The 25,241-nt window shown below is 48.0% G+C and carries 26 protein-coding genes; 10 read left to right on the top strand and 16 right to left on the bottom strand.

Going from position 1 to position 25,241, the window contains the following annotated elements; all coding sequences use genetic code 11:
• Nucleotides 1-121 precede the first annotated feature (121 nt).
• The 8 genes from AC58UW_RS20455 to AC58UW_RS20420 all read right to left on the bottom strand — a co-directional run bounded on the left by AC58UW_RS20455 (nt 122) and on the right by AC58UW_RS20420 (nt 6,280).
• Entirely contained in the window at nt 122-448 is a 327-nt protein-coding gene (locus AC58UW_RS20455; RefSeq protein ID WP_497422455.1) for an L-rhamnose mutarotase, read from the bottom strand.
• A gap of 139 nt (nt 449-587) precedes the next feature.
• Nucleotides 588-1,763: an MFS transporter gene (locus AC58UW_RS20450; protein WP_497422454.1), complete on the bottom strand. Its 1,176-nt coding sequence runs from the start codon at nt 1,761-1,763 to the stop codon at nt 588-590.
• 189 nt (nt 1,764-1,952) lie between these two features.
• Nucleotides 1,953-2,426 carry a DinB family protein gene (locus tag AC58UW_RS20445; RefSeq protein WP_497422453.1) on the bottom strand — a complete coding sequence of 158 codons (474 nt, stop codon included), beginning with the start codon at nt 2,424-2,426 and terminating at the stop codon, nt 1,953-1,955.
• A gap of 70 nt (nt 2,427-2,496) precedes the next feature.
• Nucleotides 2,497-3,132, bottom strand: coding sequence for a ThuA domain-containing protein (locus AC58UW_RS20440; RefSeq protein ID WP_497422452.1), 636 nt, complete (start codon nt 3,130-3,132; stop codon nt 2,497-2,499).
• Between the two features lie 20 nt (nt 3,133-3,152).
• Entirely contained in the window at nt 3,153-3,878 is a 726-nt protein-coding gene (locus AC58UW_RS20435) for an SDR family NAD(P)-dependent oxidoreductase (RefSeq protein WP_497422451.1), read from the bottom strand.
• A 27-nt stretch (nt 3,879-3,905) separates the two neighbouring features.
• Complete coding sequence (rpiA, locus tag AC58UW_RS20430) at nt 3,906-4,598, bottom strand: ribose-5-phosphate isomerase RpiA (RefSeq protein WP_497422450.1); 693 nt, start codon at nt 4,596-4,598, stop codon at nt 3,906-3,908.
• Nucleotides 4,582-4,812, bottom strand: a complete 231-nt coding sequence (locus AC58UW_RS20425; RefSeq protein WP_497422449.1) for a DNA-directed RNA polymerase subunit alpha C-terminal domain-containing protein — start codon at nt 4,810-4,812, stop codon at nt 4,582-4,584. Before AC58UW_RS20425 ends, rpiA begins: the two co-directional genes overlap by 17 nt.
• A 7-nt stretch (nt 4,813-4,819) precedes the next feature.
• Nucleotides 4,820-6,280 (bottom strand): aminotransferase-like domain-containing protein, encoded by a 1,461-nt coding sequence (locus AC58UW_RS20420; RefSeq protein WP_497422448.1) that lies wholly within the window; start codon nt 6,278-6,280, stop codon nt 4,820-4,822.
• Nucleotides 6,281-6,409: 129 nt separating this feature from the next.
• Here AC58UW_RS20420 and AC58UW_RS20415 point away from each other — a divergent pair, with 129 nt between their 5' ends.
• The 4 genes from AC58UW_RS20415 to AC58UW_RS20400 all read left to right on the top strand — a co-directional run bounded on the left by AC58UW_RS20415 (nt 6,410) and on the right by AC58UW_RS20400 (nt 11,040).
• On the top strand, nt 6,410-7,024 hold the full coding sequence (locus tag AC58UW_RS20415) for a LysE/ArgO family amino acid transporter (RefSeq protein WP_497422447.1): 615 nt from the start codon (nt 6,410-6,412) through the stop codon (nt 7,022-7,024).
• A gap of 1,125 nt (nt 7,025-8,149) precedes the next feature.
• On the top strand, nt 8,150-8,653 hold the full coding sequence (locus AC58UW_RS20410) for a TRAP transporter small permease (RefSeq protein ID WP_497422446.1): 504 nt from the start codon (nt 8,150-8,152) through the stop codon (nt 8,651-8,653).
• Nucleotides 8,653-9,945 carry a TRAP transporter large permease gene (locus AC58UW_RS20405; RefSeq protein ID WP_497422445.1) on the top strand — a complete coding sequence of 431 codons (1,293 nt, stop codon included), beginning with the start codon at nt 8,653-8,655 and terminating at the stop codon, nt 9,943-9,945. The genes AC58UW_RS20410 and AC58UW_RS20405 overlap by 1 nt, the downstream gene beginning before the upstream one ends.
• Nucleotides 9,946-9,978: 33 nt before the next feature.
• Nucleotides 9,979-11,040 (top strand): TRAP transporter substrate-binding protein, encoded by a 1,062-nt coding sequence (locus AC58UW_RS20400; protein ID WP_497422444.1) that lies wholly within the window; start codon nt 9,979-9,981, stop codon nt 11,038-11,040.
• A 423-nt stretch (nt 11,041-11,463) separates the two neighbouring features.
• Here AC58UW_RS20400 and AC58UW_RS20395 read toward each other — a convergent pair whose 3' ends face one another.
• From AC58UW_RS20395 to AC58UW_RS20375, 5 genes are all read right to left on the bottom strand, one after another.
• Entirely contained in the window at nt 11,464-12,210 is a 747-nt protein-coding gene (locus AC58UW_RS20395; protein ID WP_497422443.1) for a response regulator transcription factor, read from the bottom strand.
• A gap of 5 nt (nt 12,211-12,215) precedes the next feature.
• The gene (locus AC58UW_RS20390) at nt 12,216-14,060 is read right to left on the bottom strand and encodes a sensor histidine kinase (RefSeq protein ID WP_497422442.1); all 1,845 of its coding nucleotides are present in this window, start codon (nt 14,058-14,060) and stop codon (nt 12,216-12,218) included.
• 72 nt (nt 14,061-14,132) lie between these two features.
• A complete protein-coding gene (locus AC58UW_RS20385) occupies nt 14,133-14,450 on the bottom strand; it encodes a cupin domain-containing protein (RefSeq protein WP_145657127.1) in 318 nt (105 codons plus the stop codon).
• Between the two features lie 139 nt (nt 14,451-14,589).
• Nucleotides 14,590-16,098 carry an alpha-glucosidase/alpha-galactosidase gene (locus AC58UW_RS20380; protein WP_497422441.1) on the bottom strand — a complete coding sequence of 503 codons (1,509 nt, stop codon included), beginning with the start codon at nt 16,096-16,098 and terminating at the stop codon, nt 14,590-14,592.
• Nucleotides 16,099-16,205: 107 nt separating this feature from the next.
• Complete coding sequence (locus tag AC58UW_RS20375) at nt 16,206-17,123, bottom strand: AraC family transcriptional regulator (RefSeq protein WP_497422440.1); 918 nt, start codon at nt 17,121-17,123, stop codon at nt 16,206-16,208.
• A 222-nt stretch (nt 17,124-17,345) separates the two neighbouring features.
• On the opposite strand from AC58UW_RS20375, the gene AC58UW_RS20370 reads away from it, so the two are divergent.
• Entirely contained in the window at nt 17,346-18,569 is a 1,224-nt protein-coding gene (locus AC58UW_RS20370; RefSeq protein ID WP_497422439.1) for an aspartate aminotransferase family protein, read from the top strand.
• Nucleotide 18,570: 1 nt separating this feature from the next.
• On the opposite strand, the gene AC58UW_RS20365 is transcribed toward AC58UW_RS20370, so the two are convergent.
• Nucleotides 18,571-19,407, bottom strand: a complete 837-nt coding sequence (locus AC58UW_RS20365) for a phytanoyl-CoA dioxygenase family protein (protein WP_497422438.1) — start codon at nt 19,405-19,407, stop codon at nt 18,571-18,573.
• 132 nt (nt 19,408-19,539) lie between these two features.
• Here AC58UW_RS20365 and AC58UW_RS20360 point away from each other — a divergent pair, with 132 nt between their 5' ends.
• Nucleotides 19,540-20,400 (top strand): helix-turn-helix domain-containing protein, encoded by an 861-nt coding sequence (locus AC58UW_RS20360; RefSeq protein ID WP_497422437.1) that lies wholly within the window; start codon nt 19,540-19,542, stop codon nt 20,398-20,400.
• A gap of 938 nt (nt 20,401-21,338) precedes the next feature.
• On the opposite strand, the gene AC58UW_RS20355 is transcribed toward AC58UW_RS20360, so the two are convergent.
• Nucleotides 21,339-21,494, bottom strand: a complete 156-nt coding sequence (locus AC58UW_RS20355; protein ID WP_497422436.1) for a hypothetical protein — start codon at nt 21,492-21,494, stop codon at nt 21,339-21,341.
• Between the two features lie 174 nt (nt 21,495-21,668).
• On the opposite strand from AC58UW_RS20355, the gene kduI reads away from it, so the two are divergent.
• The 4 genes from kduI to AC58UW_RS20335 are packed head-to-tail and all read left to right on the top strand — an operon-like array spanning nt 21,669 to nt 24,895.
• Nucleotides 21,669-22,502, top strand: coding sequence for a 5-dehydro-4-deoxy-D-glucuronate isomerase (kduI, locus tag AC58UW_RS20350; protein WP_497422435.1), 834 nt, complete (start codon nt 21,669-21,671; stop codon nt 22,500-22,502).
• A 35-nt stretch (nt 22,503-22,537) separates the two neighbouring features.
• Complete coding sequence (locus AC58UW_RS20345; RefSeq protein WP_497422434.1) at nt 22,538-23,293, top strand: DeoR/GlpR family DNA-binding transcription regulator; 756 nt, start codon at nt 22,538-22,540, stop codon at nt 23,291-23,293.
• Between the two features lie 18 nt (nt 23,294-23,311).
• Entirely contained in the window at nt 23,312-24,064 is a 753-nt protein-coding gene (kduD, locus tag AC58UW_RS20340) for a 2-dehydro-3-deoxy-D-gluconate 5-dehydrogenase KduD (protein ID WP_497422433.1), read from the top strand.
• Nucleotides 24,065-24,895 (top strand): sugar phosphate isomerase/epimerase family protein, encoded by an 831-nt coding sequence (locus AC58UW_RS20335; protein WP_497422432.1) that lies wholly within the window; start codon nt 24,065-24,067, stop codon nt 24,893-24,895.
• Nucleotides 24,896-24,948: 53 nt separating this feature from the next.
• Here AC58UW_RS20335 and AC58UW_RS20330 read toward each other — a convergent pair whose 3' ends face one another.
• Nucleotides 24,949-25,167: a hypothetical protein gene (locus AC58UW_RS20330; RefSeq protein WP_497422431.1), complete on the bottom strand. Its 219-nt coding sequence runs from the start codon at nt 25,165-25,167 to the stop codon at nt 24,949-24,951.
• Nucleotides 25,168-25,241 lie beyond the last annotated feature (74 nt).

The raw sequence follows: 25,241 nt of genomic DNA, 5'->3' as shown, positions 1-25,241 counted from the left end.
GAATAGAGTTCCCCTTTTAGGGTCAGGCGAGTTCAGCCAACCGAGTCATTCGACCACAAAAAAAGGCTATCCCTCCGTCATTTTCATGACTTCTGGAATAGCCTCTTTTGTGATTTATGTCCTATTTTAAATAGAAAACTTCACGCATCGGTTGAATCGGCACGGCTTCACGGAAATCGAAGGAACCCACGACCATTTTGCTCGTAATTACGTTCCATCGATTGCAAGCTTCACTCTCAGCCAAATAAGCAAAAGCGGCTTCCAAATCATCGCATAGAAAGCAATAGAAAAATTGATTGCCATTTTGGAAGATCGAGTAATCCCTGATCCCTGCTTTACTGTGTTCATCCATGATTTCTGGCCAAGGCGCCAAATGCATTCGGACGTATTCCTCCAGATCTTCCTCCCGAATCGTCCATGTCCATGCGAACTTCCCGCTAGTGGTCATGCGCTACACCCTCTCCCCATATATTGGATAACCGATTACTTTTACTTTACCGCGCTAACCCTGTCCCGTCAATGCTCATCCTCCTCAAAATAAAAATAAACAAAAAAAAGAAGTCCCAAGGACTTCCGTTTTTCCGTCTTTATATTTGTTTCGTATTGTGCGATGCACAAACAAACCAAACAAAAGAAGCAAAACAAAGTAGAGCAATAAACCCATAACCGCCAAACACGTCATTCCGGGCAGCGAAATAGCCGAAGCCAAGACCAGCGAACGTGCTCAGCACATTCTCCCCCAACGACTGGAAGGAATCGATCGTTGCCCTCATGTTCGAATCTATGCGGTGATGCAGATAACCGGAGGCAAGCGGCTGCATGACGCCAGAGAATAGGCAAATGCTCAGCATGGCTGCCAGTCCGATGAAATCATGGCTGATAGAAACGCAGAGGAAGCCGCTCGTGATGATCGCCACAATAAGGACGATCAGCCTCCTGTAGCTGAATTGCCGCAAAAGCGAATAGGCCAGCAGATTGCCAGGCAGCTGCAACACCATGATAACCGATGACAGCATCCCGAAAAAATATACAGGCGTCCCTATTCGGCTAGCGTACAACTGCCAAAATTCCTCAATGTAGCTCATCGAAGCGCCTGTGACCATGCCGGAAATCATAACAAGAGAGACATTGGGATTCTTCCTAAAAAAACGCAACGATGCCGTAACATACGTTTTAAATGGAATGGCTGCCTCCGTATTCTCCTTGCCGTCTCCACCCATCGGCGGCTCAATCAACAGGCATGCTAACATTAAGGCAATACATGAACTGACGAGCGATAGCCAGTAATTCAGTTCAAGACCGAATTTGCCAGCGAGCAAGCTCCCGCAGAGTGCCGCAAGGATAGCTGAGAGCAAATCACAGGCGTTCAATCGTCCAAGCAGTTTTTCGAACTGGGACGCCTTGCCCTGCTGCATTAACGTATCATACAACAAGGCGTTCTCAGAGCCGCTGCTTGCCGAACGAGAAATACCGGCCAAGAAAACGACGAGCGCAAAATGCCAGAACTCGGTCGCAACGATCAGAATCAGGAACTCGCAGCAGCCCAGCAGAGCACTCAGTACGAGCATTTTTTTCCTGCCCCATTTGTCCGCGATTACACCTGTTGGAACTTCTAGCAGTACGATGGTCAGTGCAAATATAATTTCCGTATACACGACCATTTGAATCGTCATGCCCCGCTCCTCCCAGTACAATCTCTCGATGACGTAAGCTGGGATGAGACTGGAAAAAAAGCGAAGCGCAAATAGGATTCGTATATTCATTGTGTGGTTCATATGGAGCTCCTCTCCGAAATCTGATTGGGTATATGGACGCAATCGGATCGGGGGTGCTCGTGAACAACGAAAGGTTACGTCTTAGCAGGGAGGTCTTGCAAACTTGATAAACCTCATCATTTGAGGATCTCCTCCATTCGTCAACCTGTCTTTTAGTTGGATAATCGATTGGATAATTTATTTGAATAATAATACCTTGTATATTTTAATAACACTAAAGTGCATGCCTTCATGATATAAATTAAAGCTGAGGAACTGCTCCAAGGATTCGAGTTTCATCCCTGCGGAAGTTGTATAAGGCGTCACGTTGTCGTGCAGTCGGTTACCCAATTTACTGTGAATTCTCTCTACCTGCCTTCTTAGCAGCATTTTCAGCTCCGAGAGAGTAGGAACGACAATGTCTGACGGCGTAGTTAAAGGGGAAGTCTTATACTCAAATTGCTCCTTGAACCCCTGCGGTAGATGAAGAGGAAGCTCCATGTATTGAAAAGCATACCTTTCCATCACGACATAAATGTGCCCCAACTGCCAACGGATTGAATTGCGGAATCCATCCGGAATCTGATCTGCTGTCTCTTCCGAAATCCCTTCGACTGCTTGTAAAACTTGATCTCTAACGAATGCCAGCTGCTTGAACAAATAATGTTCCAACATTCTCACTCCTTTAGCGACTCTTTTGGCCAATTGTAGCACACTTCCCCGCTAGGGAGTATATGGAAATCTACGCCTGCCTGGTCAACCAACGCGCGCTGTTTAGCACGAGACGTCGGTACGATTCCGGCTGAAAAGAAGGGGCATGATGCCCGGGCTGCACATACACGACCTTCCCTAGACCATAATCGTGCTCCCATGCCGCGGGGTACCGTTTCCCTTCAAATTCAAACTCCATAAAAACCGTTTTCTTTGTAAAAGGATCAAATTCGAACAAGTACGGCTCTTCTTCCAAGTTGAAGTTCTCGACACCTTCTAACAAAGGATGATTTTCGGCTGAACCATAATAAGCTAAAGGCTGATAAGGAGGATGACCTGTAAACTTGGCGCCGATCATCTGCAGAAGCTCGTAGCTGCTCTGGAGAGAAATACCGTTATGGATGACTAGCAAGCTGCCTCCCCCTGCGACATATCGCAGAAGACCTGCGGTTTGCTGCTGCGTCAGGTCTCGATTCCAACAGTCCGTGTAGGAAATACATAGAGGATACACTTCATGGTCCAGTTCCGCGAAGGTTTGATAATCTTCCGTAGCGATTATCGCAAACTCGTTGCCAAGAATGGCTGCAAGCTGCTCTCTAGCAGGCTCCAGTGGATGCCAAGGAGCATCCGTGTTATCGCCAATCAACATGACTTTTATCTCGCGCATATGTCCTTCTCCTCTCCCATTTACCAGGGCAGCTCTTTTCCACTGCCAACTTCGATATAAAGCGGCAGCTCCATAGGCTTGTCCTTGTGCTCTTCAATTCGCAGCAAAATATTCGCCGCGGCTTCTTCCGATGTAAAGGTGCCCGCTGAATTCCATTCACCGCTCATATAAGACTTGACCCAGCCTGGATGGATCAGCAGGACACGCCCGCCTTCTTTGCGAATTTGGTTATGAATGACGGTAGAGCCCATATTCAAAGCCGATTTGGCCATGCAATACCCGAACCACGCATCCCGATGGCTGTTCGCAATACTGCCCGCTTCGGAGGATATGTTCACAATCAGCTTCCCGCCATTCATGATCGGTTCAATCAAGCGATTAGACATCCGAATGGCGCCAAGAGCTGTCACATTGTACACCTTCTGAATCTCTTCAAAATCGAGGTCATCTTCGATCGTTTTCACCGTATCGCCCAGAATGGCAGCATTGTTAATCAAAAGCTCTACCTGATTCGTTTTACTTTTGATATAACGGGCTGCTTCCCTCACACTCTCGTCAGATCCCACATCCAATTGGAAAGCGTGCAGCTGATTCGGAAATTGTACCGCGAGCTTGCTGAGCTCCTCGTTATTGCCTCGAATGCCGCCAGCATAAACGGTATATCCCTGATGCAATAGAGCTTCAGTTATTGCGAGTCCAATCCCTCTGTCCGTCCCGGTTACACAAACTGCCTTGTTCAACAACATCTCCTGCGCTCCCACCATTCCTAGTTATTAGACAAGCCTCAGCTCTTTCACAGATCCGTCTTGATAACCGACGATGACTCGGGCAGCCATCTTAATAAATAATCCATTATCGACGACACCCGGAATGTTATTGATGGCATCATGGCATTCACTTGGCCTTGAAATCTGCTTAAAATCACAATCCAGAATATAGTTGCCATTGTCCGTCGTAAAAGGCTGCTGATCCATCATTCTCATCTTTGGCTCGCAGCCAAGCGCGCTAAGCTTGTTGCGTGTAAGCTCGTAACCGAACTTCACAACTTCAACTGGCAAGCGGAATTTCCCCAATTGGTCGACAACCTTGCTTTCATCAACAACGATAATAAGTTGTTTGCTGGAAGAAGCAATGATTTTCTCACGCAGCAGCGCACCGCCGCCGCCTTTGACCAGATTCCACGCTCCATCCACTTCGTCAGCGCCATCAATCGTCACATCAATTTCCTCTACTTCAGAAAAAGGAATCAACGGGATTCCAAGCTCCTTGGCCAAATTCTCAGATTGTACGGAAGTTGCTACTGCCTTTATTTGTAGTCCGTCAAGAACTTTTTTTCCAATTTGTTGGATAGCCCAATAAGCTGTGGAGCCTGTGCCTAAGCCTACGGTCATGCCATCTTGTATATACTCCACTGCTTTTTCGGCGGCAGTTCGCTTGGGATTACTGCTCTCAAGATTCATCTGCATATGTCAGTCCCTTCTCGGCAAGTGCACGGCGAAGCGGGTCCAGCGACTTAGGTCCCATGCCATGCAGCTTCATAATCTCTTTCTCAGTTGTCTTGCTGAGCTGTTCAAGCCGGTGAATTCCGGCACCTGCGAGTGCACGAAGTGCTGGGTTTGAAAGCTTAGGCAGGTCTGATTGCTCATCTTCCTTATTCATTCGCGTGTCATTCGTGGACATGTCTCGCTCACCTTTCCACTCTTTTGTACCCAACCAAATCTCGAATCAAAATCGCTACTCGCTTCATACCCCATTCAAGCTCATGCAGCTTGGCATAGGCGTACGAGATTCGCAAATAGTTCCCTGTAAGTCGATTATAGATCGAACCGGGATTTAACAAAACTCCCTCTTTTAAAGCTCGCTCAAATAGGATTTGCATGGGAACCTCGACAGCTAGCTGAACCCAAATGTAGAAACCTCCCGTTGGTACAGTCCAACTAGCAATCCCAGTAAAATAAGTATGGAGCAGCTGCACTGTACTATCCCGTCTCATCTTCAGCTGCGCTCTAATCGTGACAAGATGCTCCTGATACAAGCCTCTTCCAAGCCACTCCGCTGCAGCCCATTGGGAGACAGAGCTCGAGCCATAGTCATTCTGCATTTTGATATCCGCTAGTCGTTCGATGACGGGCTCAGGAGCAACCACCCAACCAATTCGAAGCCCTGGACTTAGCGTCTTGGACAACGTCCCCAGATATAGGACCAACGCGTGTGGGTCCCTCGCTTTAAGTGGTAACGGAGGCGGTTCATCAAACCAAAGCTCTCTATACGCGTCATCCTCAATAATCGGGAGACCTTCGTCGGCGCAAGCGTTCATGAGCGCCTGACGCCTCCCTTCGGGCATCAAAGTGCCTGTTGGATTATGAAAAGTTGGTATCGTATAGAGCAGCGAGGCATTATATCCCTTTTTGTAACGTCCAATCTGGTTCGTAAGCAGGCCATCCTCATCCATTGGTAAACCTACAAGCTTAATACGGTTTGACTGAAAAACATGGACAGAATACAAATAGGACGGCTTTTCTAAGAGAATCGAAGAACCACGCGGCAGCAGCCCGATGGAAATGAGCTGCAAAGCTTGAAGAGCCCCGGAGACAATCAGGATGTTCGATGGCGAAGTGTTGACGCCGATTCCTTGCAGGTAAGCTGCTAGCTGCTTGCGTAAATAAAGATTCCCCTTCGGTTCTTCATAGCCCAAGAGGAACGAATTCGTCGAGCTTTCGGCGAAAATCTCCTTCATCCGCTCAGATGGCAGCAAATCAGGTGAAAGCTCCCCGGTTCCAAGCCGAATGATGCCTTCTTGAAATTCTGCGCGATTGATGTGCTGGATAGCCGGCTGGTTCGGATAGTGTGCTCCAGCTTGTACATACGAGCTCCAGTCTGGCGGAGGAGAAGCGGTTAACAGGTTCCACGAGTTATTAATAACCCTCGTTCCGCCCTTGGTGTTGCCCTCCAATAATCCATCAGCAATCAAATCACTGATTGCCGTTACAACGGTGCTTCGATTCACGCCAAAATGCTCAGCCAGAGCCCGCTGCGAGGGAATTTTGGTCCCCACTGCCCACTCACCCAACGATATTTTATGGATAATAAACTCTTTAATTTGTTGATATAACGGAGTTTCAGATGATAAATCAGGTCTCCAATCCATCGTTTCCTCCTTCCTTACAGCTCCACTATATCATTTGGTTGGGGTCAATTCCATCCATTTGGACGGAGACAATTATCAGATTCCCTCTATACTAAGAAATAATTCGACAGCTAGATAGGGGCGATTATTTTGTTGCAAACGATCATACATGCGGTTGTTTTGGGCTTTGGCCTTATTTTACCAGTAGGGGTACAAAATGTTTTTGTGTTTAATCAAGGCGCCAGCCAGCGCTCTTACCTTGGGGCACTGCCGGTTATCCTCACGGCTTCCCTCTGTGACACCCTGCTTATTCTCGCAGCGGTTTTTGGGGTTTCCCTTATCGTGTTGACCTTTTCATGGCTGCAAACGGCATTGTATGGAGTTGGCTGCTTATTCCTGCTCTACATGGGCTGGGTGCTTTGGCGCAGTAAGCCCAGCACTGATCCTTCTACACAGGAAGCAGAGATACGCCAACCAAAAAAGCAAATTCTGTTTGCGGCATCTGTTTCCTTGCTGAATCCTCACGCTATTTTAGATACGATTGGCGTTATTGGTACAAATTCCTTGAACTATGCTGGCGGGGAAAAATGGGTGTTCCTTATTAGCATCGTTTGTGTGTCTTGGCTATGGTTTTTTGGATTAGCATTTGCAGGGCGGCTCGTTGGTAAACATGATACAAGCGGGCGTTTTATCGCGAGGTTGAATAAAGTGTCGGCTTGCATGATATGGGGTGTAGCCGTGTATATGGGGTTGCAGTTCGCGTGAAGTGAGAGGTTTGGTGGGGTGAGTATGGTGCGTGCGGTGGTGCGGCCAGATCAGGTCAGGTCAGGTGCATCTGCGGATCACTCACCCGTGGAGTATGAAAGTATCTTTGCAGGTTGATTCTACTGGAATGTTACTCTATCGCTGATGGCCGTTGGCTGAAATCCAATGAACTCAGCAAATTCAGCGCAGAATGCATCATCTCATTGGACGAATTCCAAGAGACACTAAGAAATTGACCTCAAAAAGCGGTGAAATGAGTCCTCTCATTGGAATATGTCCAATGAAAAGTAGAATTTACGCGCCTAAAGCTTGGCTTCATTGGAATATGTCCAATGAGATTTTTGGGAGTAGGAGGTAGTGCTCTGCGCCAATAGGTGGAGCAGTTTCACCTCGCCACGATGAACACATAAAAGCCAACTGCATGTTGTATCTTATACAACATACAGGCGCTTTTTACGCAGCAATTTCATCTTCATTGTACAACATACAATCATTTGAGCCCTAAATAACAAAGAAATGCCCATTTCATGCGAAATAGTTGTATAAACTGCAACATAGAGGGGTAATGAACCAAATAGACACCCCTAAGGTTGTACAAACTACAACATAGTGCAATGCGACCAAGTACCGCTGCCTAAATCCTCGGTCATAGCAAAGACCCTCAAGACTTTACTGGCATCAGGTCTTTTTCTCAAAATAGCATCAACCCTTGAATAACCATCTTGTTTTTACACAGCATGTACTCTCTCCGCCTCGCCTCGCCTCACTTCTCATCTCACTCCACTCCACAACTTTTCTCTCCCATTCTTCCTCGCTCATCTCCACAACTTCTCCTCCATTCTCTCTCACTCATCTCCACAACTTCTCCTCCATTCTCCCTCACTCATCTCCACAACTTCTCTCCCCCATTCTCCCTCACTCATCTCCACAACTTCTCTCCCCCATTCTCCCTCACTCATCTCCACAACTTCTCCTCCATTCTCACCACACACTTTCCTCAATCTCCTAAAAAAACTACAAAAAAACCTAAAAGCAATGGCGTTCCAGCCCAAACCCTGGAACGCTATACTTAAGTCAAACCAAATGAAAGCACTTACAAAAATAAAGAAGGGAGGTCGCTTGACGATGCGATTACTTCGCAAAATAGCGCTAGGCATCGATACTTTCATCGAATCCGCCGCACTCATCGGCTTGCTCAGCATGATCATCATCGTCACTGTGCAGGTGATGACGCGCAAGCTGTTCGATTTCGTATTCTTCTGGTCAGAAGAAGTGACCATGCTGCTGCTCATTTGGTTCTCCTTCATGGGCATCGCAATTGGCTTTCGGGAAAAGCTGCATCTCGGCATTGATTCCTTCACCCACAAGCTTCCAGCGCCCATCAACAAAGCTTTGGATAAAGTCATCGAGCTAGTCATTCTCGGCTTCGGAATCTATCTGGTGTTCTATGGCTGGGATTTCACCGTCATGATGAATGAATCTGAACTGCCGGCCACTGGCCTGCCGAACAGCACACTCTATATCATCATGCCGATAACAGGCGTTATGACCTGTGCTTACGCGCTGCTGCAGTTGTTCGGGATCGAAACGAAGCGGCATGTTAATCTTCAGGAAGGAGGCATCCACTAATGGATCCGACCATTGCCATACTCATTCTTTGCATCGTCTTCGCCCTCCTGATTATCCTGCGCTTCCCGATCTCGCTAGCTTTAGCCGGTTCTTCGCTGCTTACTCTGCTTTACTTGAAAGTCCCGCTCGCCACCGTAGGACAAACGATGATTCAAGGGATGAATTCTTACTCGCTATTGACCATCCCATTCTTCATCCTGGCCGGGCAAATCATGAGCGAAGGCCAAATGGCTTTGCGCCTCATCAATCTCGCCCAAGTTCTCGTAGGTGGTATTCGCGGGGGCCTAGCCATGGTCAACTGCGTTGCCTGCATGTTCTTCGGGAACATTTCCGGCTCCGCCATTGCGGATGTTTCCTCCATCGGGTCCGTCATGATTCCTATGATGAAGAAAAAAGGCTACGACACCGACTACGCCGTAGGTGTCACCGTTTCCGCCGCCATTCAAGGCGTCGTCGTTCCTCCAAGCCACAATCTCGTGCTGTATTCTCTCGCAGCTGGAGGCGGGATCTCGATTGCTTCGCTTTTTCTCGCCGGCATCGTACCCGGCTTGATCTTATGCGTATCGCTTATGATTACAAGCTATATCATTGCCATTAAACGCGGCTACACCAAAAGCGAAGCCGTTCCGATGAGGGACATTCCCAAAATTGTGCGCGACGGTCTGCTTTCACTTTTAACAGCAGTCATCATTCTTGGCGGTATTTTCACCGGCTGGTTCACGGCTACAGAAAGCGGCGCGTTAGCGTGTTTGTACGCTTTTATCCTAACCTTTCTCGTATACCGAGATATTCCGATTAGCCGCATGTGGGTCATCCTTAAACGCACGTTCCGAACAGTCGCGATGGTGCTTTTCCTCATTGCCGCCTCCGCTACATTCAGTTATGTGCTCGCCTTCCTCAAGGTTCCCGGCATGCTTACGGATTGGATGCTCGGCATCACCGATAGCCCCATTGTCATTCTGCTGATCATCAACGTGTTGCTGCTCTTGCTTGGCGCACCTATGGATATGGCTCCGCTCATCCTAATCATGACACCGATTCTGCTGCCTGTCGTCACCGCCCTTGGGATGGACCCTGTTCACTTCGGCATCATTATGATGTTAAACTTAGGCATTGGATTGCTGACGCCTCCTGTTGGAACCGTTTTATTCGTCGGCTCTGCCATTGGCAATATCTCCATTTCTGAAGGCACCAAGGCGATGATGCCCTTCTTCTATGTCATGTGCGTCGTGCTCATGATCCTGACTTATATCCCTGGCCTTGTGATGTGGCTGCCAAATCTTCTGAAATAATCAACTAAATCTATGAAAAGGGTGATCACCATTATGAAAATGAAAAAATCATACATAACCATACTTTGCACAATGCTCGGTGCAAGTCTACTGCTAGTCGCTTGCGGCGGGGGAAGCACCCCCACAACCAGCAGCTCCACAACGGCACCGGGAGCAGCTAGCCCTGCAGCGTCCAAGAAAGCTAATGGCCCTAAGCTAACTTTTCGCTTGGCTGAAACGCATCCTGCTGACTATCCGACGACACTTGGCGATAAAAAATTCGCCGAACTCGTGAATCAAGCCTCCGATGGCCGCATCAAAATCGACGTCTTCCCAGCTTCCCAACTCGGTGAAGAGAAAGCCGTTATCGAACAGGTGCAATTAGGTGCGATTGAGTTCACCCGAGTCAGCACTGGAGCGCTTGGCGGCTTCAACAAGCAATATGAAGTGTTCAGCTTGCCTTATATTTTCGACAATGACAATCACCAATGGAAGTTCCTGGAGAGCGAACAAGGCACGAAGCTGCTGGACAGCTTGGAGTCCTCGCGTATGAAAGGTCTTGCTTACTACAGCTCAGGGGCGCGTCATTTCTACTCCAAGAAACCGATCAAAAGCATTGCTGATCTGAAAGGGCTTAAAATTCGCGTTATTCAAAATAAAGTGAACATTGATCTTATGAACGCGCTCGGTGCGAATGCAACGCCTATGCCATACGGGGATGTGTTCAATGCCTTGCAAACAGGTGTCATCGATGCCGCTGAGAACAACTATCCGAGCTATTTCTCCTCCAATCATTTTCAGCAGGCAAAAAATCTTATTCTTGACCAGCATCAACGTGTGCCGGAAGTGCTTTTGATCTCCAAAGTAGCTTGGGATAAGCTCAGCAATGACGACAAAGCGCTGATCAAAAAAGCGGCCCTCGAATCCGTCAAAACCCAGAAAGCCGAATGGGATAAATTCGAGAAAGACTCCGAGGCCAAAGTCAAAGCGGCAGGAGTCACCATCACCGACGTTTCTGATCTCAAGCCATGGCAAGACGCGGTAAAACCAGTTATCGAGAAGTATCGCACAGAGTATAAAGAAACGCTGGAAGCTATTGAAAAGGCGAGAAAGTAAAGTCGCTTGTTCTTTAAATCTTGTTCTCTAAATATTGTTCTCCAAATCTCGTTTCCCAAATAAATGGAAAATCTACCGCTATTCTACGCCGTTATGAAGCAGAAAGCATAATAGCAGGAGAAACTCCATCTAAATCGCCGGAAACGGAGCAAAATCTCCTGGATAAGTCGATATTAGCGGTAGGAAATCCAGTTATTTGGGCAAACATGGATCAATTACGGAGAATAGCAGGAGTAATCGGCGTTAATCACTAGTAATCACTAGTAATCACCAGTAATCACCAGTAATCACTAGTAATCACCAGTAATCCACAAATAATCCATCTACACAGCTGATCGATTCCAAGTTGAGCTCCATGAAGGCGCCTCAGCTAACATAAATAAACAAAAGGAACCTGCGCCCACCTCAGGTTCCTTTCTTCTCCTACGGCTTCCCTCCACTTTTCCGGTATTCCAAAGGAGAGCTACCCGTCAGCTTCTTAAACGTATTGCTGAAATACGCAATATCGCCATATCCCAGCCTCTCCGCGATTTCGGATACGCGCAAAGCTGTTTTGATAAGCAGCCTCTTCGCTTCTTCCATCCGCATGACGATAACATAATCAACAAACTTACCTCCCGTTTGCTGCTTGAACAACTGACTCAAATAGCTAGGATTCAAATGAACCAACGCTGCTGCATCGGTTAATGTAATATCCTTCGCTAAATTAGCTGCAACAAACTGCTGCACTTGCTCGATGACAGACATTTCGGCTTTCTCCGTCTGAAAAGTATCGTTCGTGCCTCCCATCGCCTCTTTCAACAACGCTCTACCTTGTATCCATCGCTCCAAGCAATCCGTCATCGCCTCCATTTCCACCGGCTTTAGCAAATAATCTTTGACCCCGTAGCGTATCGCTTTCTGCGCGAATTGAAAATCGTCATAACCGCTCACAAGCACCAGATTCGCTGTCATCGTCGCCATCTGTTCCGCCAAACCGATGCCGTCCATAATCGGCATTTTCACATCGGAAATAACTAGATCCGCAGCATGCTTGTGCACCGCATCCAAGGCTTCAAGCCCGTTGGCGCATTCCTGCACAATCACAACGGGAAGCTTCGTTTGCTCCACAGCCTTGCGCAGCACAACCCGAACCCATTTTTCATCGTCGGCGAGAATGATTTTGTACATGATCCCTATGCCCCTTCCCGCAGCCCATGTCCAAGCGGCAATTTCAAGCTAACGGTCGTTCCTGCGCCTGCGCTGCTTTCCAACTCCAAACCGTAAGCTTCCCCGAATAAATAGGCGATGCGCCGATGCACATTCACGATCCCAATCTGTGAAACAGCCGCAACCATATCCTTCTGCAGCAAATCGAGCTGCAAAGCACGAAGTTTTTCTGCCGGTATCCCCATCCCGGTATCTTGAATCTCGATGACAAATTGCTGCTCATCCAGCTGCTTAGCGGAAATGACGATATGAACGGGACGGTCGCTCGTCTCAATGCCGTGGATCACGCAATTTTCAACTAAGGGCTGCAGCGCGAACTTCGCAATCATCTGATTTTCCGCCCACTGCGGAATTTGAAACTCATAACTGAGCTTCTCCTCAAAACGGTACTGCTGTATCCGCAAATACATCTCACAGATATGAATTTCCTGCTGCACAGCGCTCGTTGCTCCCGCATGATTCAAATTGTAGCGCAGCAGCCTCGCCAAGGAGGCGACTAACACCGAAATGTCAGTCATATCTTTTTCCAGCGCCATCCCCCGTACCGTTTCCAAGGCATTCATAAGAAAGTGGGGATTCACTTGAGATTGGAGCACCTTGAGCTCGGTTTCCTTCTGGCGAAGCTGGAGATCCTTCTCCCGCAGCTGGGAATAATAAATCTCGCCCAGCAAGAGTTGCAGCTTTTCCACCATTTTATTAAAATCATTCGTCAACTGCCCGATCTCATCCTTCGATTCGATGTCCACCCGAGCTTGAAAATCTCCCTCTTTTACCCGTTTCATAAAATATTGCAAGGCCCGCACGGGGCGAACGATGCTTGTCGCAAAGCCAATCCCGATCAAATAAGCGATAACGAGTGTCACAGCTACCGTCCACCAAATCGTTTGCCGGATATACTGGGTTCCGCGCGTCAACTCGTGCTCAGGGATGGTCGTTACCAGCCTCCAATTCAAATAGGACGATCGACTAAACGTATAAAAAGGCTTATCTCCAGTTAACGCCTGATAGGAGCCACTCTCTTGCTGCAAAATATAGTCCAGCTGATCCCACGCCGCCAAATGACCAATATCCGCGTACTCCGGGGAATAAATGTACCTTCCGCCCGGGTCTAGAATCGATAAATACCCTGTTCTTCCAATCGTTACTCGTTCAGCTATTTCTTGAATGCGTTTGAAATTCACTTCCATGATGAGAGTGGCAACAGGTTCTAACGTATTGGGGCTGACCAACCGCTTTACAATGGACAGGACCGGCACATCCTCCAGCTCATATCGTTCGGAAGGCGGGCGAATAATGAGCATAATGTCGCTGTTAGAAGGCACGCTGGCAAACCACGGCTCCTGAATAAGCTGCAGCGCCGGTGTCACATTTTTATTCATACTCGTATCGAGCACCGTTTGATTTTCCATTATAAGCATGATCCGGGAAATGTCCGATCGGGAGTAGGCTGTATCTTTCAGAAGCTGCATCATCGGCTCGCGTATGCCCGAATTTCTCACTTCCTGCTCACTTGTCATGCGAAGAAACAGCTGCATCGAGGGGTGATTTTGCATCCGGATGGAGTCGATTTCGAAATCTCGAATGTAATATTCGATGTGCAGCTTCACCTGCTCTATGATTTGTTCATTGCTTAAACTCGCTTCCTCGCGCAGCACTTCCGATGACTTCTGATACGAAATGAGCCCGACGATAAGCAGCGGAGTAACGACCAGCATAGCGGAATATACAAGCAGTTTGACGGTCAACGGCCGATCGCGTAAAAACAAGTTCCTATAGAACCAGGTCCAAGCTCGGCGGCTTTTTCTCCCCATAGTTAGCTCTCCCGTTCAACATGTAAACGCATTCAATTCAAAAGAAAGAAAACCAGTTGCAAGAGCAACTGGTTAACGTTTCACAAGATCTTCACGAATCGGTGTAAATACATCCAGCAAAGCAGATGCTTCCAAAGCTGTTACGCCATGCTGCGCTCCGCTAGGTATGTAAACCGTTTGTCCTTGTTCGATGACCGTCACAACACCATCTATCGTAAACTCAATTTTGCCTTTTAAACAATAGGACATTTGTTCATGCACGTGGCTGTGCTGATATCCTACGGCTCCTGGCTCAAAGTGAACCTCCATCATCATTAACCCAACTTCAGCTTTCAAAATGCAGCGCTTAACACCCGGCTCAGCCGGTTCCCATACGCCAATATTCGACATCTGACTTTCCCCTCTCCGATTTGAGCGATCATAGAAAAATAAAAAAGGACCGCAAGCGGCCCTTCACTTACAGAACTAATTATAACTTAAAAGAACCAAAATGAACATACTTGAAAATAAACGAACATTACGCTGAATGTTACGAGGAAACAGCTGCGCGATCTTTCCCTTTATCGGCTTCGCCTGCATTTTTGTTAGCGGCTTCACGGTCCAGCTTCATTTCTTCCACCGTTTTCACCTTCAAGCGCGCTGCACCTTCGTAGTCCCCGCGGGTTGGGATAAGATTGCCAGCGGCAAGACGGTTTTTGGCGTCTTCAATCGCAGTTCCATACTGAGGCAGCCACTTCTCTTGGGCAACCAGCATCTCATCCACCATTTGCCAAATTTCTTTCGGATTGCAGACAGCCCCAACAAGAGGATCCATCATGAACGCTTGACGAAGCAATTTATCGTCCCCATGCACAGCCGCTTCCACTGCAAGACGCTGCACAGAAATACTGACATTACATACAGCAGCAGGTCCCAGTGGAAGATCTCCAACATGCGGCATCGAAATGCCGTTGGCATCCACATAACCCGGCGCTTCAATGATCGCATCGTTTGGCAGATTCGAGATGACGCCATTGTTCACTACGTTGAAATGTCCGCGATACATACGGCCGGTTTCAAGTCCCTCGATGATATAGGAGCCGTGCTCTTCACTGCGCTTCTCGGCCGTGTAAACCATAGCCTTTTCCTTCATCCAGTTCGGGAAATCCGTCTCGAACCAGTTCCGCCCTTCTGTACATACGCGCAGGTAGCCGCCGGTTTCACCGTTAATCCAGCTCCCTAGATCGATCCAGTCTTGGATCTCACTGGCACGCTTCCGGTACCAAGGCACATACTCGCTAAGATGCCCGTTGGATTCCGTGCTGTAGTAGCCGAAACGGCGAAGCATGTCGATGCGCACTTTCTCTGTGCGGGCGTATTCCGGATGATTCTCGAACGCTTCAAGCAGTCCTTGCGTCAGATCCTTGCCTTGATGGCGGGCTTGTACATACCAGGTTTGATGATTGATGCCTGCACAAATAATATCGACTTCTTCCTTCTTCAAACCGTACACGTCAGCAATTTGACGATGTCCATGCTGCACGCCGTGACATAACCCGATCGTCCGTACCCCGCCGTAAGTATTGCAAGCCCATGTCAGCATCGCCATTGGATTCGCATAGTTTAACAGCAGCACATCCGGTGAAGCTACGTCGCGAATGTCCCCGCAAATACGCAGCATTTCCGAAATCCCACGCTGACCGTACATAATGCCCCCTGCGCATAACGTATCCCCGACGCACTGATCAACGCCATATTTGAGCGGGATATCTACATCCGTTGCAAAAGCCTCCAGACCCCCGACACGAATCGTACATAACACATACTTTGCGTCTTTCAAAGCTTCTCTGCGGTCTGTGCTTGCTTGAATTTGGATGTTCAGACCATTCTCCGTTATATCTCTTTGGCATAGTTCCGTAACCATATCCAAGTTATGTTGATTAATGTCTGTAAAAGCGACCTGAATATCATTAAACTCAGGAACTGATAATAAATCCCTTAGTAATCCGCGTGTAAATCCAATGCTTCCTGCTCCAATAAAAGCTACTTTAAATGACATGTTGATCGCCCTCTCTATCGTGTTCTCTACCTTTCACATTGTATCAAGCACGAAAGAGAAACCGTTATCAAATTTCTAACTTCCTCATCTCACTTTTGTCAAAAATTCTAACTTCCTTCTGGATAATTCCGTTTCTCCGCATACATCGATTTACGAAAATCCGTTGGAGTCAGACCCGTATAATCTTTGAAAAGCATATGAAAATACTGCCGGCTTCCAACGCCGATGTAATCACAAATATCAGAAATGGGCACATCGGTTTCGAGCAGCAGCATCTTGGCTTTTTCCATCCGGATACCGGTTAAATAAGCCATAAGTGTCTGACCCGTCAGGGATTTGAAAATTCGCTGCAAATACCCAGGATGCAGATTAACAGCCCCGGCAATATCCTTCACTTGAATGTCGCGATCATAGTTCTGATGCAAATATTCCATTGAAATTTTGACATATCTTTCACTCTGCGCCTCTGAGCTATTTACCGTTTCACGCCAAACTCGCGCAATTCGAATCAGAAGCTGTGTAATCAGAAGCTGAACCATCAAGTCGCTTTTGTTTGCTGCCTTATCCAGCTCAAGCACCAAGCTTTTCATAATATGGTAAACTTCGTCCCCATCGCGCAGCACCAAATAGGGGGATTCTGACTCCAGTAAGGCGATCAACAGGTTATCTTCGGCAGCCAACTGCTGAATCGAGGGGAATACCCCTTTATTGGGTATGAACCGAAACTCTACATTCAGCATTCTGCATGGATTAGCTGCATCCACTAGCAATCGGTGGGGGACATTGGCGTTGATAATAATAAATTCGCCTTTTTTGAGAGCGACCTTCTCGGTATGTGACGGCTGGGATTGGATCTCGATTTCGCAATAGCCTTGGATCGTATACATAATTTCAGTCGCATCATGACGGTGAAAGGGCATTTCAAAGCCTTGCCACTGTTTAAAATAGTACGCCATCACGTGCGGGTGGCCGTTCGTTTCCATCAAAAGAGCCGGAAATAACGATGCGTTATCAGGCATAAACATCTCCTTTCCCTCCACAAACACGTTGTCATTCCTAAGGTCATTGTAACTGCCTATTAATAAAAAGAAAATCCTCTGGCAACCAATTATGCACAAGCCATATGCAGGGCATTCCACCACCAAAATAAAAATGGAAGATCACCACATTTATTTGGTTGAATAAAAATACGTATATGTGTATAATTATTCATTATTTCTTATTTTTATTAAAAAGGATGTGTCTGCATGGAAAAGACAAAATCATTCACGGATGAATTATTGGCAGAGGCTAATGCATCAATTTTGTTTATTGCAAACCGGCCTCAGGTCGTCATGGAGCATGGCGAAGGGATGTACTTGCGGGATACGGACGGGAAAAGGTACTTGGATTTTATTGGGGGTTGGGCGGTTACCAGCCTAGGCCATTCTCCTAAAGTCATCAGCGATGCTTTGCTAGAGCAGTCAGGCAAGCTCGTTAATGCAAGTCCTGGCTTTTTTAACAAGCCGATGGTTGAATTTGCTCGCCTCTTGACAGGATTATCGGGATTAGAGCGAGTGTTTTTTGGCAGCACAGGCGCGGAAGCGAATGAAAGTGCGATTAAGCTAGCTCGTAAATATGGAGCTGTCCGTAAAAATGGCGCTTACGAAATTATTACAACAAAGCGCAGCTTCCACGGGCGTTCGTTGGGAACTACGGCGGCAACGGGAAAAGCCGGCTGGGAGCACATGTTTGCTCCCCAACTGCCCGGCTTCGTGAAAGTGCCTTTTAATGATATTGAAGCAATGAAGCAAGCGATTACTCCCCATACTTGCGCTATTTTAGTGGAGCTCATCCAAGGTGAGGGCGGCGTATATGAAGCTAATACTGCCTACATCCAGAAACTTCGCACGTTATGCGATGAGATGGGGATTTTGCTCATGTTCGATGAGGTCCAAACCGGAATTGGCCGGACTGGAACCATGTTCGCTTATGAGCATTACGGTGTACTGCCGGATGTCCTCACACTTGCCAAAGGGATTGGCGGCGGATTTCCGCTATCGGCGATGCTTACGAAAGAAGCGTATAACCTTTTTGAAGCAGGCGACCAAGGTGGAACCTATACAGGGCAACCACTTGCAATGGCCGTGGGCCTTGCAGTCGTAGGAGAGGTGCTTCAGCGCAAACTTCCTCAGCAAGCCGCAGAGCAAGGAGCTTATTTACTGCAGCGGCTTCACGAGATACAGGAGCAATATGGACTCACCGACATCCGTGGGAAGGGATTACTGCTGGCCTTTGATCTCCCTGAGCCGCGTGGTGCCGAGCTGGCAGCCGCTTGCCTGCATGCTGGCTTGCTGATTAACTCGTCTAGTCCGAATACCATCCGTTTAATGCCGGCGTTGATTGTATCGAAAGCGGACATCGACGAGATGATGACCCTTTTGTGCAGCGTGATGGATCGAATTTTTAAAGGCACAGTTGTGCAAGGCTGACTTACCTCTTAAACAAAACCGGAAAATACGCGTTCGCAAAAGGCTGACCCTGCTGCGGGCGCGGCCCTAACAACCGGATATTGTCATGACGCTGAATACCTGCCCGGTAGCTTGTGCCGCCTGGCATCAAATGTGCGACAACTGACATACGTGGCTCCGTCGTTGTGTTCGCGCCGGACCCGTGGAACGTAAGTCCGTGATGAAAGCTAGCTTGCCCTGCCTTCAAGATGCAGGGCTCTTCCACCCAATCGCGGCCGGCTGCATATTTGTCCCTGAGCTCTTCCATATTGGGATTGAAGAACGTGTTGCTATCCGGGATCAACCCCCATTTATGCGAACCAACGATCGTCTTCATCCCGCCATTTGTCAGGTCAGTGTCCTGAAGCGCAATCCACACGGTCACCATGCCCGGATTGCTGGAACACTGCCAGTAACCATAATCTTGATGCCAGCCCACGTTGCCTACCGCCGTCGTTTTGTCCCCGACACCTGGCTTATAGATCACCTGATCATGCCACAATCGAATTTCATCCGCTTGCAGTAAGTCCGCCGTTAACTCGCCGATCAACGGATCCGTGACGGTGCGGCGGACCTCGTCATTAATCCACCAACCATTGTCCAGCTTGCGGAGAGCGTCAGGGTTCGAGTTTGGCCGATAATGGTTCATCGGAAGCCCGTCCCCGTCATAATCACCGCTCCAAATTCGTTCGTGCGCCTCACGAAGTCTTTCAATCTGCCCATCGTCCAGTAGCTTCGGCGAAATCCAATAGCCATCCCGCTCGAAGGTTTCTTTGTCCTGAGTAGTAATCTTGTAAGTTCTTTCTGCTTGCATAGTCATTGTAACATGCCTCCTTATTCGTCTTGCTTTCATCATACGAATTCCGCTGATTATTGACGTTCACAGACCTGCTGAGTAGTATGAGAAACATAGAAGATAAATAAGAACATATTCGAACAAGGAGGCTTATCTGTGGTTGCCAAACAAAGTCCCCGCTGGACCTATGACGTTGCTTTGCAAGAATCGATTCCTGATGTTCCTGAGCTGGTCCTTTTCGGCTTCGATGAGATCAAATCGGCGCTTCCCCTCTCCTATCATAAACATGACGGGTATGAATTTGTTTTGGTAGAACGCGGGAAAGCAAGTTGGGAGCTGGATGGCCAAGTCTATGAAACCAAAGCAGGCGATGTCTTTCACACTTGCCCTGGCGAGCTGCATCGCGGTGGCTTCAACGTCATTGAACCGAGCAGGTTTTGGTGGTTTATCGTCACACCACCCCATACGGAAGATTGGCTTCGACTCCCTTCGGGAGAAAGCGGATGCTTCGCTAGCGCTTTGCAGATGCTCCCGCGAGTTCGCCATATCGGCCTGCAAGCCGTTCAAGGCTTCAGGAAGCTAGGCGACGCGATAAATAGCAATAGTCCGCTGCGGTCCACCTCCATACGGCAGGCTGTTTTGGGGCTGCTGCTTGCCATTGTGCAGACGAATGAGCGAATGGTTTCGCTTGCGGACGATCTGGCCGATCCATTCGCCCTGCTGCTTCGCCGCATCGAGGATGAGCCTGAATGGCGACCTGACGTTGAAGAACTGGCGGGCATTGTCCGCGTCAGTCCCTCCCACTTTTTTCGAACCTTTCAGTCGTACACGGGACTGCCTCCAATGAGTTATATCGAACGGATACGAATCAAAAAAGCTTGCAGCTTGCTGGCTGAAAGCACCGCTACAATTACCGAAATCGCAAATATCCTGGGCTACGCCTCCTCCCAGCATTTCGCCACTGTGTTTAAGCGCATAATTGGGATGACGCCTGTGCAATGGCGGATGTGTCAATGAGGGTGATGAGAGGCGTGATGTGAACTCAGCCGTCGGTGATAGTTCTGAGGGGCAACAGACCCTCTGTTGTTAAGCTAGTTGAAGAGATCGCTATCTGCGACTTTCGGCGGGATGAGCGCACGGTACGCTGATGAAATCAGCGTTCTAATGAAGCATCTTGGGAGCGTGCAGCAGCCACCTTAGCGGAACTACAGGCCGCTATTTCGCAGAAAAGCGGCGATGGGTTAAGCATTGGGGAACTACAGGCCGCTATTTCAATGTTTTAGGCGGAACTTCAGCCAAATAACTTGAAATAGCGGAGCGTAGTTCCGCTTCTTTTCAAAAACGGCGCATTTCCCAGAAATAGCGCCCTGTAGTTCCCATCAACGGCTGAACTCAGCCGTCGGTGATAGTTCAGAGGGGCAACAGACCCTCTGTTGTTAAGCTAGTTGAAGAGATCGCTATCTGCGACTTTCGGCGGGATGAGCGCACGGAACTCTGATGAAATCAGCGTTCTAATGATGCATCTTAGGAGCGTGCAGCAGCCACCTTAGCGGAACTACAGGCCGCTATTTCGCAGAAAAGCGGCGATGGGTTAAGCATTGGGGAACTACAGGGCGCTATTTCAATGTTTTAGGCGGAACTTCCGCCAAATAACTTGAAATAGCGGAGCGTAGTTCCGCTTCTTTTCAAAAACGGCGCATTTCCCAGAAATAGCGCCCTGTAGTTCCCATCAACGGCTGAACTCAGCCGTCGGTGATAGTTCAGAGGGGCAACAGACCCTCTGTTGTTAAGCTAGTTGAAGAGATCGCTATCTGCGACTTTCGGCGGGATGAGCGCACGGAACTCTGATGAAATCAGCGTTCTAATGATGCATCTTAGGAGCGTGCATCGGCAGCCGCCATGCAGTTAACAAAATGAAAAAAGGACGAAGCAGCAACCCTGCTTCGTCCTTTCTCTTAATCCCGCTCGTTCGTCGAGAAGGCGCTTTTGATATTGTCCATAATTTCCTCGACTGCCTCACTGAGCAAATCGGTTGGCGTCGTAGATTCTTCCTCTGGCTTAGTCGGGATCGTATCGTTGCCGACGCGGTCGAAATAATGATTTTTATCCATAGACATAACCTCCTGTAGGGTTGTTTTTTCCCTAACCTTTCTCCTTTATACACTTCTTTGGAATGATTTGTAACATCCTTCGAAAACACTTGCTTAATCCTCCTTATTGGAGTAAATTAAACCTATATGAACCTATATCAACTCAAATAAACCATTCCAAGGAGCGATTATCACATGGATATCCGTTACGCATCACACCCGAACGAAGTTAAACAATTTGACACAGAGCGCTTACAATCCGAGTTTCAAATCAACGCTTTGTTTGTACCCAACGAGATTAAACTCGTGTACTCCCACGTTGACCGTTTCATCATTGGCGGCGTTCTTCCGATTACAGGTTCCCTGCAGCTGCAAGCTGATAAGAAAGAAATGGCTGCTGATTATTTCTTAGAGCGTCGCGAAATCGGTATCATTAACGTTGGCGGCCGCGGAACAATCACTGTTGACGGTACGGTTTACAATATGGATCCCAAGGATTGCATTTACATCGGTCTAGGCTCGAAGGACATTACTTTTGCCAGCGAAAATGCAGCGGATCCAGCTAAGTATTACTTCAACTCAACGCCTGCTCACAAAACATACCCAACTGTTAAAGCAGCAATTAGCGAAGCTACTCCAGCTCATCTGGGCAGCATCAATACATCCAATGAACGTACAATCTACAAATATATCCACTTAGATGGCATTCAAAGCTGTCAACTCGTTATGGGTATGACTCTTCTCAAACCGGGTAACATGTGGAACACAATGCCTTCACACACACATAACCGCCGTTCCGAGGTTTACTTCTATTTCGATATGCCGGAAGATGCTGTTGTTTTCCACATGATGGGCGAGCCGCAACAAACGCGTCACGTTGTTATGCGCAATGAGCAAGCGATTATTTCCCCGAGCTGGTCCATTCACAGCGGCGTAGGCACTAATAACTATACATTCATCTGGGGCATGGCTGGCGAAAATCAAATGTTCGATGATATGGACGCCGTGGCTATGAAAGATTTAAAATAATCGGTAATCTCTCTTTTGGAAAGTGATGATCATCGATGAACCCTTTACGCAGATATGAAACCATAATGGAAATACTCCTGGCACAGAAAGAAGTCACGGTTAACGAGCTTAGTGAACGACTGGACGTAACAGGTAAAACAATTCGTGAAGATTTGGCCAAGCTGGAGGAAAAAGGGCTGCTCGTCCGCATTCATGGCGGCGCCATGCTCGCTCAAAGCGATCAACTTGGCATTCTTTCGGCGAAGGAGCCAATCATCAAGCATGCCGATCAAAAATCGGAAATTGCGACGATAGCCCTTCGCTACATTCAGCCAGGGGACATCATTGCCCTCGACGGCGGCAGTACAACACTTGAGATTGCTAGGCGGCTGGACAATCAGCCGCTTACTGTCGTGACCAACGATTTATACATTATTTCCGAGCTCGTTCATAAGGAAGAAATCCGGCTCGTTGTACCTGGAGGGTACCGAACACGGAATATGCTTGCTGGACCAGAAGCTGTTGCCTATGTGAATTCGCTTAACATTCAGAAATGCTTTATTTCTGCAACGGGCGTCCATCTGCAGCACGGCTTTACGATTTATACGAGCGATCACGCCGACTACAAACGGGCGTTAATTGCATCCAGCGCAGCCGTCTATGGAGTTGTCGATCATTACAAATTCGGCCAATGCGCCCTGCGCACGTTTGCCTCTTTGTCTGAGGTCGCCATGATTATCACCGACAGTAACCTGCCCGCAGAAACGGCCAAACAATACCGTGATGCGGGCATCCAAATCGTCACTCACTAGTGAAAAGGAGTATGTTTCATGACACTTTTTAACTTAGCAGGAAAAACAGCTTTCGTAACCGGAGCTTCCGGCGGTCTAGGGCAAGCAATGGCCATCGGACTTGCAGAAGCAGGCGCTAACGTCATTGCTGTATCTTCTTCCGAAAGCGTACAAACCGCCCAAGCAATTCGCGCATTAGGCGGTAAAGCTGAGCTGATCGCAGCTGATTTAAGCAACGAAGACATCCTTGAGGATGTCGTGAACCGGGCTGTTGGCATTTATGGCAGCATCGACATTCTTGTGAACAACGCGGGAATTATTCGTCGTACACCGGCTGTTGACCATTCTCGTGAAGACTGGCACGATGTCATCGACTTGAACTTGAACTCTGCTTTCTTCCTATGCCAGCTGATCGGCCGTCACATGATCGAACGCGGCAGCGGCAAAATCGTTAATATTGCTTCCATGCTAACTTATCAAGGCGGCATTAACGTGCCTGGCTATACAGCTAGCAAACATGCGATTGCAGGTGTTACCAAAGCACTGGCCAACGAATGGGCGGGCAAAGGCATTCAAGTCAACGCCATCGCTCCTGGCTATATGACAACGAATAATACAGCGCCGATCTTGAAAGACGAGAAGCGTACACAATCCATTACAGAGCGCATTCCAGCTGGCCGTTGGGGCTCACCTGAGGATCTCAAAGGGCCTGTCGTTTTCTTGTCCTCGAGCGCTTCTGATTATATGAACGGACACGTATTATGCGTGGACGGCGGATGGATGGCGAGATAGATGGGTATCGGGACGCTAGCTCATACGGTCGGTCATCTTCCACTGAATCAATTAACAGAGAAGCTGCGCGGACGAGGCATTGACTTCGTGCAGTTGGCTCTTAGCAAAGCCATCAGCGATATCGACACAAGTTTGGGCAAGCTTAGCCCTGGGCTCGCGTGCCATATTGGCGAACAGTTCCAGCGCGCTGGCGTCCGCATTGGCGTACTCGGTTGTTACATCAATCCGATTCATCCAGACCCGCAGCAACGTCGCCATGAAATCAACAGATTCAAAGAACATCTGCGTTATGCGAGAGATCTAGGAACGTCCATCGTAGCAACGGAAACAGCTGATTTAACGACTTATCTCACGCAGGATCCTGAGCGTTATGAAGCCATCGGTTGGGAATTTCTTAAGCAAACTGTTGAGGAATTAGCGGAGGAAGCGGAACGCTGGGGTGTTCACATTGGTCTTGAACCTGTATTAACACATACATTATCCAGCACAGAAAAAATGGTCCGTATCCTAAAAGAAGTCCCATCAAGTAACTTGGGAGTAGTATTTGATCCCGTCAATTTGCTTCCACCAACTGCCATCGATGCACAAGAGAAGTTCTTGGATGACGCATTTACAGCATTCGGGGATCGCATCGTTCTTGCGCATTTGAAAGATGTTGTTGTTCAAGACGGCAATCTCAAGTCCGTGCGTTCCGGCGAAGGAATTTTCCAAACCAAATCATTCCTGGAAAAGCTCCACCGCGTTAAACCAGGCGTTGATATTTCATTAGAGCAGCTTTCGGATGAAACGATGAACGATACTTTCCATTATGTAAGAAGTCTTATGCCTTAAAATAAAACAAAAAAACCTATCCAGATCCTTACAAGATCGAATAGGTTTTTTATTTATGTTTTAGGTTGTTCCCGGATGACGCGAACAGGCCGCTCGACCCAATTCTCGCGTTTCATTGGGCGAACTTGGTTAATCGGATTGTTGTAGTCAATCTCCGGATTTTTGCCTTCTGCCTTTGCAGCCTCGGCTAGCTTCTCCTTATAACCCGTTCCAGGTGCCGGTCCACCGCCGCCATTACGTTTTCCCTTGTTCCAAACTCTGTTCTTGCTCATTTCACCACTCCATTTTTGGTTTAAGTGTAATGGCAAGAGCAAAAAAACGCAAATTTTTACTCTAAAATAACGGA

Source organism: Paenibacillus sp. J22R160 (genome assembly GCF_059692135.1).
The sequence above is the reverse complement of the archived record's forward strand: the minus strand, read 5'-3'. Positions and strand labels throughout refer to the sequence as shown.